The sequence below is a fragment of the Lacisediminihabitans changchengi genome (genome assembly GCF_016634425.1).
In the GTDB taxonomy this organism is placed as follows: Bacteria; Actinomycetota; Actinomycetes; order Actinomycetales; family Microbacteriaceae; genus Lacisediminihabitans; species Lacisediminihabitans changchengi.
Genome location: NZ_JAEPES010000001.1, coordinates 884025 through 899545, shown reverse-complemented (window position 1 = coordinate 899545; position 15521 = coordinate 884025). Strand labels below are relative to the sequence as shown.

At 67.0% G+C, this 15521-nt stretch carries 13 protein-coding genes and 1 pseudogene; 1 reads left to right on the top strand and 13 read right to left on the bottom strand.

The features are described 5' to 3' along the window. Positions 1–151: 151 nt before the first annotated feature. The 12 genes and pseudogenes from IV501_RS04245 to polA all read right to left on the bottom strand — a co-directional run bounded on the left by IV501_RS04245 (position 152) and on the right by polA (position 14097). Positions 152–1342, bottom strand: coding sequence for an acyltransferase (locus tag IV501_RS04245; protein WP_200555125.1), 1191 nt, complete (start codon positions 1340–1342; stop codon positions 152–154). Beyond that, positions 1339–2811 carry a class I adenylate-forming enzyme family protein gene (locus IV501_RS04240; RefSeq protein WP_200555124.1) on the bottom strand — a complete coding sequence of 491 codons (1473 nt, stop codon included), beginning with the start codon at positions 2809–2811 and terminating at the stop codon, positions 1339–1341. Before IV501_RS04240 ends, IV501_RS04245 begins: the two co-directional genes overlap by 4 nt. A gap of 13 nt (positions 2812–2824) precedes the next feature. Continuing rightward, positions 2825–3757 carry a BPSS1187 family protein gene (locus tag IV501_RS04235; RefSeq protein ID WP_200555123.1) on the bottom strand — a complete coding sequence of 311 codons (933 nt, stop codon included), beginning with the start codon at positions 3755–3757 and terminating at the stop codon, positions 2825–2827. Between the two features lie 67 nt (positions 3758–3824). Then, the gene (gene coaE, locus IV501_RS04230) at positions 3825–4433 is read right to left on the bottom strand and encodes a dephospho-CoA kinase (RefSeq protein WP_200555122.1); all 609 of its coding nucleotides are present in this window, start codon (positions 4431–4433) and stop codon (positions 3825–3827) included. Positions 4434–4519: 86 nt separating this feature from the next. Continuing rightward, positions 4520–5539, bottom strand: a complete 1020-nt coding sequence (locus IV501_RS04225; RefSeq protein WP_200555121.1) for a BPSS1187 family protein — start codon at positions 5537–5539, stop codon at positions 4520–4522. 111 nt (positions 5540–5650) lie between these two features. Continuing rightward, positions 5651–7096, bottom strand: coding sequence for a 30S ribosomal protein S1 (rpsA, locus tag IV501_RS04220; protein WP_200555120.1), 1446 nt, complete (start codon positions 7094–7096; stop codon positions 5651–5653). 155 nt (positions 7097–7251) lie between these two features. After that, a pseudogene (locus tag IV501_RS04215) lies at positions 7252–8217 on the bottom strand (epimerase). A gap of 4 nt (positions 8218–8221) precedes the next feature. Then, positions 8222–8899 carry a DUF4166 domain-containing protein gene (locus IV501_RS04210; RefSeq protein ID WP_234698111.1) on the bottom strand — a complete coding sequence of 226 codons (678 nt, stop codon included), beginning with the start codon at positions 8897–8899 and terminating at the stop codon, positions 8222–8224. 4 nt (positions 8900–8903) lie between these two features. Then, positions 8904–10604, bottom strand: coding sequence for a DUF885 domain-containing protein (locus IV501_RS04205; RefSeq protein WP_200555119.1), 1701 nt, complete (start codon positions 10602–10604; stop codon positions 8904–8906). 25 nt (positions 10605–10629) lie between these two features. Further along, complete coding sequence (locus tag IV501_RS04200) at positions 10630–10899, bottom strand: HPr family phosphocarrier protein (protein WP_200555118.1); 270 nt, start codon at positions 10897–10899, stop codon at positions 10630–10632. A gap of 76 nt (positions 10900–10975) precedes the next feature. Continuing rightward, positions 10976–11419, bottom strand: a complete 444-nt coding sequence (locus IV501_RS04195; RefSeq protein ID WP_200555117.1) for a PTS mannitol transporter subunit IIA — start codon at positions 11417–11419, stop codon at positions 10976–10978. Between the two features lie 2 nt (positions 11420–11421). Beyond that, the gene (gene polA / locus IV501_RS04190; protein ID WP_200555116.1) at positions 11422–14097 is read right to left on the bottom strand and encodes a DNA polymerase I; all 2676 of its coding nucleotides are present in this window, start codon (positions 14095–14097) and stop codon (positions 11422–11424) included. A gap of 64 nt (positions 14098–14161) precedes the next feature. Here polA and IV501_RS04185 point away from each other — a divergent pair, with 64 nt between their 5' ends. Then, complete coding sequence (locus IV501_RS04185; protein ID WP_200555115.1) at positions 14162–14593, top strand: hotdog fold thioesterase; 432 nt, start codon at positions 14162–14164, stop codon at positions 14591–14593. Between the two features lie 296 nt (positions 14594–14889). On the opposite strand, the gene IV501_RS04180 is transcribed toward IV501_RS04185, so the two are convergent. Next, complete coding sequence (locus tag IV501_RS04180) at positions 14890–15495, bottom strand: ANTAR domain-containing response regulator (RefSeq protein ID WP_200555114.1); 606 nt, start codon at positions 15493–15495, stop codon at positions 14890–14892. Between the last annotated feature and the right edge of the window lie 26 nt (positions 15496–15521).

Sequence of the window (15521 nt, the reverse complement as noted above, 5' to 3'; positions counted from 1 at the left end):
CGGGCGCGCGAATGAGGTTTCGCGAGATTCAGGACGTGGTGTGACGCGAGTGTCTCGAGTGGCGGATCTTCGTACCATCCGTCAACCCCCCACCACCTCCTGAATGATGCGCGGGCAGGATCGACGGATGGCGGAACACGAACAGGGGAAGTCAGTCCGGCGGCGGGCCACCGGCACCCGGGGACGCCACCGCGGCGGGGCGGGGCTTTGTGCGCCTGTAAATCCACGGACGACCGGTGAGCGGCAGGCTGACCGGCGAGCGACGGGCCAATTCGGTGATCGCCGCGGCCCCGACCAACACGACCACGTACGCGACGAGCGTCAGCCACGGCGTGGCCACGTGGTTGGGCACCCAGTCCCCACCGACCCAGAGCAGGATCCACAGCACGAGCGGATGCGACAGGAAGATGCCGAACGACCGGTCGGAGGCGACATCCACTCCCCTGGCCACGAACGACGTCGGCCGGCGGCGATCGGCCCACCAGCTGCCGACCGCGAGGAAGCCCAGCCCGACCGCGACGGACCACACCATGAGGATCGGCTGCAGCGGGGTGCCCGAGCGGTAGAGGCTGAACCCCAGCGCGAGGTGCTGGAAGGCGAAGACCCCGAGGGTGACGAGACCGGTCGCCAGGGTCACCCAGCCGATCAGTGCGCGATGCCCGCGAACCCAGGCGAGCAGCTGTTGTGCGTGGTCGGCCGCGACGGCACCGAGAAGGATGAAGAACAGGTAGCTGAAGAAGTAGACCTTGGCGTAGCCACCCAGCCACTCCGGCAAGTCCGGCACATACGCGTAGACCGCGGTGAGTGCCAACTGGAAGACGCCTGCGGTCACGAGCAGGGCGACGTGATGCCCGCGGGTCTTCCTGATCAGCCAGACGATCACCGGCACCAGCAGGTAGACCTGCATCGTCACGAGCAGGAAATACAGGTGATACCAGGCGTTGCCGGTGACGAGCTTGAGAGCGAATCTGCCGACCATCTCGGGAATGGTTCCGTATGGCGAATAGATGTTCGCCGACACGAAATAGATCGCCGACCACACCACGTACGGCACCCCCACGAGAAGGAAGCGCCGCGGCCAGAACTTCTTCATCGGCACCGGTTTGCTGAGGTAGCTGTAGACCAGTACGAAACCGGAGAGCGCGAAGAATACCTCTCGCGTAAAGTGCACGAGCCCGAGCAGTGCGTACAGGCCGACATCATCCGCCGCCGCCGTGTGGCTCGTGGTGTGCACCGCGATGACGCAGGCGAAAGTGAGGATGCGCACGACGTCGACCTCGTAGAGGTGCGGCGCGCGAACGCGGGGCGCGGATGTCGCGGCTGCGGGTTGTGCGGACGTCACTCCTGCTCCACCAGCTCGCGTACTCGGCTGCGCTGCACCTTGCCCGTGGGGGCGCGCGGCACGTCGTTGACGACCGAGATGTCGATCGGACGCTTGAATCGCGGGAGCTCGCGCTCTACCCGCTCGAACAGTTCGCCGACGAAGGCCAGCGTCTCGCTGTCGCTCAGCGCGCTGACGGGGATCACGAAGGCGACCGGAACCTGGTGCAGGATCGGGTCGGGTTTACCGACCACCACCGCCTCGCGCACTCGCGCGTCGCCGAGCAATACCTCCTCGACCTCGGCCGGGTAGACCTTCTCTCCGCCGCGGTTGATCACATCGTCAGAGCGGCCGACCAGGTAGACGTACCCGTCGTCGTCGAGGTAGCCGAGGTCGCCCGTACTCAACCAGCCGTCGGCATCGAAGCGCTCGCGCGCGCGCCCCTCGAAATAGCTCGTCACGATGCCGGGCCCGCGGATCCAGAATGCGCCAACCTCGCCAGCCGCGAGCACCGTGCCGTCCTCGGCCCGCGCCTGCACCTCGCTGCCGACGGGAACCCCAACCGACCCGTCACGTGGTGGCGCATCGAGCGGCGTCGCGGTGATCTGGCTGGCCCCCTCGGTCATCCCGTAGCTGACGATGAGCGGCACGTCGCCGAGCGAGGCGCGCACGGCATCTGGCAGCGGGGCGGATGCCGAGCGCACGAACCGCAGACACGCCGGCACGGCGAACTCCCCACCCCGGGCGAGCACCGCGAGCATCGCCGGCACCGCGTTCAGCCAGGTGATGCGGCGCTCGTCCATGAGCTCCCAGAACCCGGTGCGGTGAAACCGACGATCAAGCACGATGGTCGCCCCGGCGACGAGGGTCGAGAGCAGACCCACCACCTCGGCGTTGACGTGGAACAGCGGGAGCGGGTTGTAGCCGCGATCCGTCGGCACGAGCTGGTTGTTCTCGGCGATGCCGCGCGCGACGAAGAGCAGTTGACGTTCGCCGAGCTCCACCCCCTTCGGTGTGCCGGTCGATCCGGACGTGAAGAGGAGGGCCGAGCCCTCGCCCGGGACCGCAGCCGGACCGGTGGACGAGAGCGTGATGGCTGGCACGACCGGCACGACAGGGACGATGGGCACTCCGATACCGGCCCGGTCGTCACGATCCGTAACGAGCAGGTCGGCACCGTCCAGCAGGTCGGAGATGCGACGCAGCTCGGCCTCGGTGAGATCGGGATTGGTCGGCACCGACCGTCGCCCCGCCGCGATCACCGACAGGTGCACGAGGGCGAAGTCCAGCGGATCGGCGATGTCGATGATGACCGAGCCGCCGGGAGCGATGCCGCGGGCGTTGAGCTCGGCGGCCCAGACGGAGGCGGTCGCCTCGAGTTCGGCGTAGTCGATGGATCGATTCGAGCGTGCGTCTTCGAGGTAACGCGACCGCGGCGACGCCAACGCCTGCCGGTGGATAAGAGCACGGAGGCCTTCGGGTGCCGACATTCCCCCAGCCTACTCAGCGCACCTGTTCGAGCATCCACCGCCAGGTCGGCGCGAGCACGGGCACCCCATCGACGCGGGGGCTCCGGTCGGTGACGGTGCGAAGGTGCGAGTCGCTGGGCGAGCCGAGATCGAGCTCGGACACGATGGCGTGAGTGCCGGTCATCCCCATGGTCGCCCACGACGCCGTGACGTTCGTCGCGTATCGGTCGCGGACGTCCACCAGGCCGTACTGGACGGATGCCGGGGTCGCCCCGCTTTTGCGCATCCAACGAGCCGGCACACCAGCGTCGCTCTGCACCGGGGAGGAGAACATCAGGGCACCGTGCACCCGGAAACGATGAGCGATGTAGGCGGCGAGTCCCCCGCCCTGGGAGTGGCCTGCGACGACCACCCGATCCCAGCGGATGCTGTCGCCGGAGCGATACCGTGACCAGGCCCCGCCGGGGTCGGTGAATTGCAGGTGGTCGAGCGACATCCGCAACCGGTTGAGGATCGAGTCACGCCGGTCGACCGAATTGAACGCGCTCTGCCCGCCGCCCTGGAAGCGATTGCGCTGCACCTCGCCATAACAGCGCGGCGCCCCGGCACACAGGTGCACCACGGACTGGCCGCGATTCGGATAGTCAAGGGCGAGCACGTGGTAGCCGAGCGAGGCCGCGGTGTCGAGGAAGGAGCGGTAGTCGCGAGGGACCGAGCGGGTGGCCGGCAGAAACAGCAGCAGCGGGCTGCCCTTCGTGCCTCTGACGGCGAAGTTGCGCGCGTTTGGCGAGAGAAAGGCATCGCCGGTCTCCGGCAGCCGGAACGAGATGAGCGACGATCCCGGCCCATCGTGATCAGGGGTAGTGGCGTGGTCGCGGGTATCGGCCCGGGCGGCCTGGGCAACAGTGCACGACAGCACGACGCAGAGCGCTGCGGCGATGATCGCCAGGCGTCGCCCCGTGCGCATGCGACTCCCCTCGGTCCCCGTCTACCGCAGCAACCATATCCCGGGTCGGCCCATAACCCGGGAGAACTTAGAGCTCGCGGAGCTGCGTCCACACGTCGTCGGCCTGCGCGAGTGTGTCGTCGAGCGTGCCGTTGCTGTCGATCACGATGTCGGCGATCGCTCGGCGCTCCGCGTCGGTGGCCTGCGACGCGATGCGGCGCGCGGCGTCGTGGTCGCTCATCCCCCGCAACTCGACGAGGCGACGGATGCGCGTTGCCGGTTCTGCCTCCACCACGATGATCTTCTCGAACCGGTGATACCCGCTCTGCGAAGAGGCCTCGAGAAGCAGCGGGACGTCGTAGACCACGACGGCATCCGGGTCGTGCGCCTCCGCAGCAGCAATCAGGTCGCGTGCCCGCTGCTGCACCAGCGGGTGGGTGATGGCGTTGAGGTCGAGGCGCGCGCGATCGTCCGTAAAGATGATCGCCCCGAGTGCTGGGCGGTCGAGCATGCCGTCCGCGGTGATGACCCCGGCACCGAAACGATCGGCGACCGCAGCGAGCCCGGGCGTACCCGGCTCGACGACCTCCCGCGCCAGCCGATCCGCGTCGATCACGATCGCTCCGTGGCTCGCCAGTCGTTGCGCCACGGCGCTCTTCCCCGAGGCGATCCCGCCCGTCAGCCCGATCAGATGCACGCGACAATGCTAGCCGCGCGCCTGCCTTCCCCTGAGTTGCATGTTTTGGTCCCTTTCAGCGCCTGAAAGGGACCAAAACATGCAACTCACGGCTGGCGGACCTGGTCGAGCATCCAGCGCCAGGTCGGAGCGAAGACCGGGACGCCATTCGCTCCTCGGGGTGTTCGGTCGTCCACCGACCTGCCATGCGTCTGAATCGGGCTCCCCACCGGGAGCGAGCTCAGAAGCGCGTGGCCTCCGGTCGGCACGGCAACCGGATCGTGATCGGTGCCCAGCCCGAGCTTGCGCCAGCTCCCGGCGATCCTGTCCTGGTAGATATCGCCGAGCACGTCGAAGCCGAACATCCGGCTCACCGGCGTTGCACCCTTCCCGTCGATCCAGGATGCCGTGACGTTGTCGTACGACTCGACCGGCGAGGAGAACATCAGCACACCCTGCACCCGGTTGTAGTGCGCGATGAATGCCGACTCCCCGCCACCCTGCGAATGCCCGGCCACCACGATGCGGGACCAGTCGATGTGCCCGTGTTGCAGATAGCGCCCCCATCTACCGCTCGGGTCGTGCTGCTCGAGATAGTGCACCGTCGCGCGAAAGCGGTTGGTGATGGAATTGGCCGCGGTCACGTGACTGAATCGCGACGGATCCGCACCGGTAAACCGGTTGCGCTGCAGCATGGTGTAGCACTTCGCATCGCCCAAGCAGGTGCGGGTGACCGACCGCCCGAGGTTCGGGTAGTCGAGACCGATCACGCTGTAGCCGACGGCGGCCGCCGTTGCGAGAAAGGCCCGATAGTCGTCGGGCACCGCCCCCGTCGCAGGGAGGAACAGCAGCAGTGGTGCCGGGCGGGCGGCAGCGCGGGCCAGGTTGGGAAAGTCGGGGGCGGGGGCGATCCCGTCGAGATACGGGAGTCGGAATCGGAGGAAGCCATGGTCAGACGGCGACGACGAGGCTGACGGATGCCCGGCATCCGTCCCTGCGAACGCCGGCGCCGCCGCGCCGACGCCGACCAGCATTGCCACCGTTACCGCGAGGGCGCGGCCCGTCGACAGGCTCCGGGACCGGACGGACCGTGAGACTGTCGACGGGCGGAACCATCGGCGGCGCATGACCGAATCATAAGCACCGACAGATGCAAAACGGCCGGATCCCCGAGGGGATCCGGCCGTGTGGTGCTGCTGACCTACTAGTTGGCAGTGCCTACTAGTTGGCAGTGCCTACTAGTTGTTTGAGCTGAGCTTCTCGCGCAGAGCGGCAAGCGCCTCGTCGTCGGCGAGCGTGCCGGTCGACTCGGACTCGCTGGAGAAGCTGGAGCCGGCACCGGGGATGTCCTCGATGACCTGCGAGGCAGCTGCCTCGACCTGCTTCTTGTGCGCTTCCCAGCGAGCCTGGGCGGCAGCGTAGTCCTGCTCCCACTTCTCGCGCTGGGCCTCGAAGCCCTCGCGCCACTCGTTGGTCTCCGGGTCGAAGCCCTCGGGGTACTTGTAGTTGCCCTGCTCGTCGTACTCGGTGAGCATTCCGTACAGCGCCGGGTCGAACTCGGTGCCGTTGGGGTCGACGCCCTCGTTCGCCTGCTTCAGCGAGAGGGAGATGCGGCGACGCTCGAGGTCGATGTCGATGACCTTGACGAAGACCTCGTCGCCGACCGACACGACCTGCTCGGCGAGCTCGACGTGCTTGCCCGACAGCTCGGAGATGTGGACCAGGCCCTCGATGCCCTCTGCAACGCGAACGAACGCGCCGAAGGGGACGAGCTTGGTGACCTTACCCGGTGCAACCTGGCCGATGGCGTGGGTGCGGGCAAAGACCTGCCACGGGTCTTCCTGCGTCGCCTTGAGCGACAGGGAGACGCGCTCGCGCTCGAGGTCGACCTCGAGGATCTCGACGGTGACCTCCTGGCCAACCTCGACGACCTCGGAGGCGTGCTCGATGTGCTTCCACGACAGCTCGGAGACGTGAACGAGTCCGTCAACGCCGCCGAGGTCGACGAACGCACCGAAGTTGACGATCGACGAGACGACACCCTTGCGGATCTGGCCCTTGGCGAGGTTGTTGAGGAAGGTGGTGCGGCTCTCCGACTGCGTCTGCTCGAGCAGCGCGCGGCGGCTCAGAACGACGTTGTTGCGGTTCTTGTCGAGCTCGAGGATCTTGGCCTCGATCTCCTGGCCGAGGTACGGCGTGAGGTCGCGGACGCGGCGCAGCTCGATGAGCGATGCCGGCAGGAAGCCACGGAGGCCGATGTCGACGATGAGGCCACCCTTGACGACCTCGATGACCGAACCGGTGACGACGCCGTCGGCGTCCTTGATCTTCTCGACGTCTCCCCAGGCACGCTCGTACTGAGCACGCTTCTTGGAGAGGATCAGACGACCCTCTTTGTCTTCCTTCTGCAGAACGAGAGCCTCGACGCTGTCGCCGACCTGGACGACCTCGGAGGGGTCCACGTCGTGCTTGATGGAAAGCTCACGGGAGGGGATGACGCCCTCCGTCTTGTACCCGACGTCGAGGAGAACCTCGTCGCGGTCGATCTTCACGACGGTGCCTTCGATGAGGTCCCCGTCGTTGAAGAACTTCAAAGTCTTTTCGACCGCGGCGAGGAAGTCTTCAGCAGATCCGATGTCGTTGATCGCGACCTGCTTGGGGCCGGTGGTCGTTACGAGTGTCATGTAGTGGTTGCTCCAGGATGGACGCCTCGGTTGAGGCATTATTCAGGCCGGCGCAGAGGGTGGAGAAGATAATGTTCCGCGCACGGCAGCGGATGGGATGTCACAAACGTGACGTTCTAGCTTAGCGTCTTCGCGGGGTGGGTCGCCACCGAGTCTCAGGCGGGTTGTTTCGCCGTCACGATGTCTCGGATGGCCGGCTCCAGCTCGGGAAACTCGAACGCGTAGCCGGCCTCGACCAGGCGTTCCGGGAGCACCCACCGGCTCTTCAACACCAGCTCGGTCTCGGTCTTGATGACCGCGGAGCCGATCTCGAGCATCCACCGCGGGGCTGGCAGCCCGATCGGCATCCCGAGCACCCGACGGATGGTCGCCATCAGTGTGCGACTGTCTGACGGGTTCGGCGACGACACGTTGATCGCCCCGTCGAGGTCGGGGCGGGTGCGGAGGAAGCGGATGATTCCGAGCACATCGGCGATGTGGATCCAGCTGAAGCGCTGGCGTCCGTCCCGCGCGCGGAACTCGTGGAATGTGCCGGCAGCACGCCCGGCCGCGGTGGCGAACCAGCCGCCGTCGAGCTGTGGGCCGCCGAGACCGACGCGAGCGAGCCGCAGCAGCGGCGTGAGCGCACTGCCGTCGCCGAGCACGATCGCCATCCGCACGGCGACCCTCCTGGTGCCCGGCAGGTCGCGGGCGTACAACTCCCGCTCCCACGCCTCGGCGACCGAGACCGAGAATCCGGTGCCGATCTCACCGGACGACTACGTCATCGGGCGATCCTCGGCGTGGCGGTAGATCGTCGCTGTCGACGAGTTGATCCAGAGCGGCGGCGGATGCTCGCAGTCAGCGATCGCCTCGGCCAGCTCTCGGGTGGTCTCGACCCGTGATCGCAGGATCTCGGCTCGATTCTCCGGCGTGTAGCGGCAGTTGACGCTCTTCCCCGCCAGGTTGATCAGCAGGTCGGCGCCGTCCAGGAGATCGGTGATCGCGGCGGTGTCACCCCAGGTCGCGGTGGAGCCGGAACGACCGATAGTGCGCACTATGGCGCCGTCGGCGCGGAAGGCGCGCGCGAGGTACTGCCCGATGAACCCGGAGCCACCCGCGATGACGATGTGTTCGGGCATCCGTTCACCACGCTCCCGGAACGACGCTGTAGCTGAACGAGCCCGCGTATTCGTAGAGCCGCCCGAGCCGGGGCGACTCGACGACGACCGAGACGTGCTGCAGGCCGGACTTCGCATCGAACCGCTCGACCAGGCGGACCACCGGCGCGATCGACGTCGGGATCGGAATCGCGAACCGGCCGAATCGCACCGAGACCCGGGTCGACACCAGGTGCAGCTCGCCATCGACGACCTCCGCCCGCAGGCGTGCCGCGTACCGTCGCTGGGTGCCGAGGTGATCGACGAGCCGCCCGCGCTCGGCCGTGATGGCATCCGTCATCTCCCGGTCGCGGCCGAAGGGGCGCCTGGCGCTGAACCGGAATTCCCGCGAGGCCAGCACCGCGGTGTTTCCCGCGGCATCGATCACCGGACAATTGCGCACGGTGAATGGCACGCGCGCGCTCCAGACGGGAAAGAGCACGCCCTCCCGCTCGAGCAGCCAAAGCACCGGCCAGAGCCACAGCCGGGGCGTCCCTACCCGCTCGAAGACGCCGGAACCGACGCCGGTGGAGCCGTCGGGGATGCCATCGAAATATGCCCTCAGTCGGGGATGAAGAGCGTCGAGCTCGTCGCCGAGCACGAGTTCATAGGGCGAAGGAGCGGTGTTCGAACCGGTGAGACGGGTCGTGTTCTGTCGAGCCAACGCCCTACCTGGCCGGGGTGAGAAGGGCCGAACGCAGGGTGTCGAGTCCGACGCCGCCGATATCCAGCGCCTTTTTATGGAACGCACGGATGTCGAATGCCGCGCCCTCGCGCCGTGCATACTCATCCCGCAACTGCTCCCAGATGCGCTGGCCGACCTTGTACGAGGGTGCCTGACCGGGCCAGCCGAGGTACCGGTTGACCTCGAAGCGCACGAACTCACGGCTCATGTTGACGTTCTCGCCGAGGAAGCCGAAGGCGTAGTCGCCGGTCCACGGGCCCGAGCCGTCTGGCAGTTGCTTCTCGAGGTGTACGCCGATGTCGAGCACGACGCGGGCCGCGCGCATCCGCTGACCATCGAGCATGCCGAGGCGGTCGGCCGGGTCGTCGAGGTAGCCGAGCTGCTCCATCAGGCGCTCCGCATAGAGCGCCCAGCCTTCGGCGTGGCCGGAGGTGCCCGCATTGCGGCGCCAGGTGTTCAACTGAGCCTTGTTGTAGACGGCCTGGCCGATCTGCAGGTGATGGCCGGGCACACCCTCGTGGTAGACCGTGGTGAGCTCACGCCAGGTGTCGAACTCGGTGACGCCCTCCGGCACGCTCCACCACATCTGGCCGGGGCGGGAGAAGTCGTCGGTCGGGCCGGTGTAGTAGATGCCACCCTCCTGGGTAGGGGCGATCATGCAGACCAGGCTCTTGACCTCTTCCGGGATGTCGAAGTGGGTCTTCGACAGCTCGTCGACGGCGCGGTCGCTGGTCTCCTGCATCCAGCGCTGCAGAGCCTCGGTGCCGTGCAGCTTTCGGCTCGGATCCTGGTCGAGATAGGCGATGGCCTCGGCGACGGTGGCGCCAGGCGTGATCTCGCGGGCGATCGCCTCCTGCTCGGAGGTCATGCGGGCGAGTTCCTCGATGCCCCACTCGTAGGTCTCGTCGAGGTCGACGACGGCGCCGAGAAAGTCCCGAGAGGCGAGCGAGTAGATCTCGCGACCGACGGCATCCTTCTCCGGAGCGTGCTGGGCGAGTTCGGTGCGGAGGAAGTCGGAGAGCTTCTGGTACGCGTTCGCCGAGGCCTGCGCGCCCGCGTCGAGGTCGCTCTGCAGCGAGTCTGGCAGCGACCCCGCCTCGAGACGGCCGTTCGCGTTCGCCGCCAGCTGGAAGAAGAACCCGGAGTCGGCAACCTGCTTATTGGCCTGAGTGATGATCTCTTTCACCTGGCGTATCGCGGGGACGTTGCCGTTGGCGATGCCGCTCCGCAGCGTCTCGATATAGCCGTCCATCGCCTCGGGGAGGTTGTGCAATCGCTTAGCGACATTGCTCCAGTCGTCGACGGATGCCGTGGGCACCAGGTCGAAGATGTCGCGGAGTTCCTGGGCCGGGCTCGCGATCACGTTGAGGTTGCGCTGGTTGAAGCCTGCCTCGTGCTTGTCGATCGAGAGCTGCAGCTCGCGGGCGAGGTCCATCTTGGTGACCTCGTCGATCGCGTCGACCGGCGTCGTCGCCTGAACCTCCGCGAGGGCAGAACGCACGGCCTCGACGGCGCGCTCCGCTCCCGCCGGTGAGTAATCGGAGTACTCCCCCTCGTGGCCGGGGCGGCCGATGTAGACCCGGTACTCGGGAAACAGGTCGAGCTCGGTCTCGACCCATTTCTCAGCGACGGCGTCGACGGCGGTGGGGGTGCGAATCTGGTGCGCTCCGAAAGCTTCAGTCATGCACCGAGCCTATTGCGAATGAACGCTATTCGAGGTCCAGGTCGACGCTGAGCAACGCGACGAGCTCGTCGAGAGCGATCTCGGCCCGCTCCCCGTCGGCCTCCAGAGTTACCGACTCGCCAGGCCCGATCCCCAGGGACAGCACGCCGAGGATGCTCGCGGCGTTGACGCTGCGGCCGCTCGCTCCGGTCAGCAGCACCGGCACACCGATTCGCGCGACCGCCTGGCAGAACAGCGAGGCTGGGCGAGCATGGAGGCCGACGCTGGAGGCGACGACGACGGTACGGTCGGGCATGCGATGCTCGCTTTCGGCGGTACGACTCTCGGGTGAGCTCACCGCGCCGCATCGGGCGAGGGAGTTTCGGAGCACACTACCCGAGAAGCGCGTAGACCTCGGCCGGTGACGTCGCCGACCGCAGCGCCGCGGCCCGCCGTGGATCGAGCAGGAGCGTCGCCAGGCGAGACAGCAGCCCGATGTAGCCGCGACCCCGAGCAGCAATGCCGATGCAGACGAACACCCTCTCGCCGTCCCAGTCGACCCCGTCAGGAAAGCGCAGAACCACGAGCGCATCGTGGTCGACATCGCCGGCCGCCGACCGGGTGGCGTGTGGAAAGGCGAAGCCCTCGCCGACGAACGTCGACACACTCGCCTCACGTTCGATCATGGCGTCGATGTACAGCTCGCCGACCGCACCGACCTCGAGGAGCGCTTCACCCGCCCTCCGCACGGCGTCGAACCGGTCGACCGCGTGCTCGTCGAGACGGATCGAGCGGGCGTCGATCAGCTCGGCCAGGGGACCTTCGAGTCGCGCCATGATCAGTGCGCCGCCGCGTCCCAGTTGGGGCCGGTTCCGACCTGCACGGTCAGCGGCACGGCCAGGTCGGCCGCTCCGCCCATCCGATCCACCACGATCTCGGTGAGCTCGTCCAACTCGCCGTGGGCGACCTCGAACACCAGTTCGTCGTGCACCTGCAAGAGCATGCGGGAGTCGAGACCCCGATCGCGGATGTCGGCGTCGACGCCCAGCATCGCCACCTTCAGGATGTCCGCGGCCGACCCCTGGATCGGCGCGTTCAGCGCCTGCCGCTCCGCGTTCTCCCGCAGCACCCGGTTCGACGACGTGAGGTCGCCGAACGGTCGCCGGCGGCCCATGATCGTCTCGGTGTAGCCGTCTTCGCGAGCCTGCTCGACAACGCCGCGGAGGTAGTCGCGTACCGCGCCGAAGCGGGTGAAGTAGTCCGCGATCAGCTGCTTGGCCTCGCTCACCTCGATGCGCAGCTGTTTGGAGAGACCGAACGGGCTCAGGCCGTATGCCAGCCCGTACGACATCGCCTTCACCTTGGTGCGCATGGCGTTGCTCACATCCGCCGGGTCGACCCCGAAGACGCGCGAGCCGACGAAGCGGTGCAGGTCCTCCCCGGAGTGGAAGGCTTCGATCAGCCCGGCGTCGCCGGAGAGGTGCGCCATGACGCGCATCTCGATTTGCGAATAGTCGGCGGTCAGCAGCGTGTCGAACTCGGGGCCGCAGATGAACGCGGAGCGGATCTCCCGCCCGACCTCGGCACGCACCGGGATGTTCTGCAGGTTCGGCTCGGTCGAGGAGATCCGGCCCGTGCTGGTACCGGTCTGGTCGTACCGCGTGTGGATGCGGTGATCGGGAGCGATCGACTTCTCCAGCGTCTCCACGATCTGCCGCAGTTTGGTGGCGTCGCGGTGCTGCAGGAGCAGGTCGAGGAAGGGGTGCGGGTTCTGCGCCTGGAGGTCGGCGAGGGACGCCGCATCCGTCGAGTATCCGGTCTTGTTTGCCCGGGTCTTGGGCATCTGCAGCTCCTCGAACAACACCTGCTGCAGCTGTTTGGGCGAGCCGAGGTTCACCTCGCGGCCGATCTCGGCGTAGGCGCGGGAGGCCAGGTCCATCGCGGTGGCACCGAGCTGAGTGTTGAGTCCGGCGAGAATGTCGGCATCGACCGTGATGCCAGTGGTCTCCATGCGGTTGATCACGGGAATCAGCGGCAGTTCGAGGTCGGACAGCACGCGACGCGAGCCCTCGTCCAGTCGCTCGTTCAGATACTCGCAGAGACGCAGCACGTACCAGGCCTCGGTCGCTGGACTCACGGCGTCGGCCTCGGGCACCAGCTGATTGGGGTCGGGCTCGGCCAGGTGCTCGCCCAGGTGGGTGTAGACCTGCGCGGCCAGGTTCTGGTCGTGCCCCCCGGGCTTCAGCAGCCAGGCGGCCAGAGTGGTGTCGAACACCACTCCGCCGAGTTCGAGGTCGGCCGCGGCCAGCGTCTTCAGCATCGGCTTGTAGTCGAAGACGAATTTCGGCGAGTCGCCCGCCAGCCAATCAGCGAGGTCGACGTAGTCGAGTCGGCCATGAGCCCACGGTACGTAGACGCTGTCATCGGCCGAGGCGATGCCGAAGCCGGTCAGGCCGTCGACACCCACCTCGAGCTGCAGCCCGAGTGGCTTCGTGCCGTGACCAGATGCAGTGGTGAGCCACAAGCCCAGCTCCTCGTCGACGAGGGTGCGAACCACGGGGATCTCCGAGCCCGGCTGGGCCGAGCCCTCACCGGCCTTCGCGGTCGACACATCGTCGCCCGCGGCTGCCGCGAGCTTGAGCACGCGGTCGAGCAGGGTGCGGAACTGCAGCTTGTCAAAGACTTCGCGCACCTTGGCCTCGTCGAGCGGACGACGCAGCAGGTCGTCGGGGCCGACCGGCAGAGCGACATCGGTGAGCAGGTGGTTGAGCTTGCGATTACGGATGGCGCGGTCCTGCTGTTCGCGCAGCTTCTCCCCCACCACGCCCTTGATCTCGTCGGCGTGCGCCAGAACCTCGTCGAGGCTGCCGTACTGGGTGATCCACTTGACGGCCGTCTTCTCACCGACCTTGTCGATGCCGATCAGGTTGTCGCTGGTCTCCCCCACGAGGGCCGCGACATCGGGATACTGCGCCGGCTCGATGCCGTAACGCTCGAACACGGCGTCGCGATCGTAGCGCTTGAGTTCGGAGACGCCCCTGGCGTTCGGATACAGGAGGGTGACGTCATCCGTCACCATCTGGATGGCATCACGATCGCCGGAGACCACGTAGACGGTGTACCCCTCGGCCGCACCACGCTTCGCAAGGGTGGCCAGGATGTCGTCGGCCTCGTAGTCCTCCTTGGTCACCGTCGTAATGCCCATGGCGTGCAGCGCCTCCTCGAGCAGCGGGATCTGCCCGACGAACTCGGCGGGGGTCTCGCCGCGGGTGCCCTTGTACTCCGGGTATTCACGGGTACGGAAGGAGTACCGCGAGATGTCGAAGGCGACGGCGAGGTGGGTGGGCTTCTCGTTGGCGACCAGGTTGAGCAGCATCGAGATAAAGCCGTGGATGGCGTTAGTGTGCTGGCCTTCGCGGTTCTGGAAACTGTCCACCGGGAGGGCGTAGAAAGCCCGGAATGCGAGCGAGTGCCCGTCGATAATGAGGAGGGTAGGCTTTTCGTTGTCCGGCACGGAAGCCAGCCTAACGGTGGCCTCTGACAGGCCGAAGCCCTCCACCAGCCACCGATTTCCAAGGATGCCCGTGACCACTTTTCCCGCCGACCTCGACCCAGAACTCGTCGAGCGCCTGGTCACCACCGGTGGCGGCTCGCTCGCTCGCAAGATGGGAATCGAGTTTCTCGAACTGTCGGCGGAGCACTCGGTTGCGACGATGCCGGTGGACGGCAACACCCAGGTGATCGGCCTGCTGCACGGTGGAGCACACGTGGTGCTGGGTGAGTCCCTCGGTTCAGTCTCCTCGGCGATTCATGCCGGCCCGGGACGTTACGCCGTCGGCATCGAGATCAACGCGACGCACAGCCGCTCCGTCACCGAGGGCATCGTCACCGGCACCTGCACGGCGCTCGTCCTCGGCCGCACGCTGGCGACCCACGAGATCGTCATGCGCGACGAACAGGGCCGGCGGCTCTCGACCGTGCGCATGACGAACATGCTGCGCGACCGCTAAACTCGCGGGCCGCTCATTTCGCCGGGCGCTGTCTGCCCGGGCGCAGTCTCTGTGTGGCAGGCTGCACTGTTTTACCCGCCATCGCGCCCGTCAGATATCGCGGCGAGAGCCGCCCTCGCCCGAGGTTCCCGTGATTCAGTAACTCCTGCAGAACGGTTACAGGAGTGCCGACAACGGACGATTTCATCCGGCGTGTCCGGTTGCCATTCGACCGTCCGGTACAGTGCAATCGTCTGGCACAGCAAGACCGTCTCTGGCGGCGCGGCCGTCGCGCTAAAGGCTGCTGAGAGCGAGCGCTACTTCTTCGCGCTGAGCTGCTCGATGATCGCCTGGGCGACGTCGTGCATGGTGAGGCGGCGGTCCATCGACGCCTTCTGAATCCACCGGAAGGCCTCGGGCTCGCTCAGCCCCATCTTCTCGTTGAGCAGACCCTTGGCCCGGTCGACGAGTTTGCGGGTTTCGAAACGCTCGACCAGATCGGTGACCTCGGCCTCGAGCGTGATGATCTGGGCGTACCGCGCGAGAGCGATCTCGATCGCCGGCAGCAGGTCGTTCGGGGTGAAGGGCTTGACCACGTAGGCCAGCGCGCCGGCCTCCGTCGCGCGCTCGACCAGCTCTTTCTGGCTGAAGGCGGTGAGCAGCACGACCGGGGCGATGTGGTTCTTGGTGAGACGCTCGGCGGCCGAGATGCCGTCGAGGAGCGGCATCTTCACGTCCATGATCACGAGGTCGGGGCGCAGCTCGGTGGCGAGGGCGACAGCGGTCTCGCCATCGCCGGCCTCGCCGACGACCTCGAACCCGTTGTCCCGCAGGGTCTCGACGATGTCGAGCCGGATCAGCGACTCGTCTTCGGCCACAACAACGCGGCGGGGGGTTTGCGGTGCATTTTCTTGGTCGGTCACGCACTCAACCCTACGGTATTCTGACC

Bases quoted from the DNA above. Each gene is read 5' to 3' on its own strand.
- IV501_RS04200 (WP_200555118.1), bottom strand. From the start codon at position 10,899: ATGCCCGACCGTACCGTCGTCGTCGCCTCCAGCGTCGGCCTCCATGCT.
- IV501_RS04195 (WP_200555117.1), bottom strand. From the start codon at position 11,419: ATGGCGCGACTCGAAGGTCCCCTGGCCGAGCTGATCGACGCCCGCTCG.
- IV501_RS04185 (WP_200555115.1), top strand. From the start codon at position 14,162: ATGCCCGTGACCACTTTTCCCGCCGACCTCGACCCAGAACTCGTCGAG.
- IV501_RS04205 (WP_200555119.1), bottom strand. From the start codon at position 10,604: ATGACTGAAGCTTTCGGAGCGCACCAGATTCGCACCCCCACCGCCGTC.
- IV501_RS04235 (WP_200555123.1), bottom strand. From the start codon at position 3,757: ATGCGCACGGGGCGACGCCTGGCGATCATCGCCGCAGCGCTCTGCGTC.
- IV501_RS04240 (WP_200555124.1), bottom strand. From the start codon at position 2,811: ATGTCGGCACCCGAAGGCCTCCGTGCTCTTATCCACCGGCAGGCGTTG.
- IV501_RS04225 (WP_200555121.1), bottom strand. From the start codon at position 5,539: ATGCGCCGCCGATGGTTCCGCCCGTCGACAGTCTCACGGTCCGTCCGG.
- rpsA (WP_200555120.1), bottom strand. From the start codon at position 7,096: ATGACACTCGTAACGACCACCGGCCCCAAGCAGGTCGCGATCAACGAC.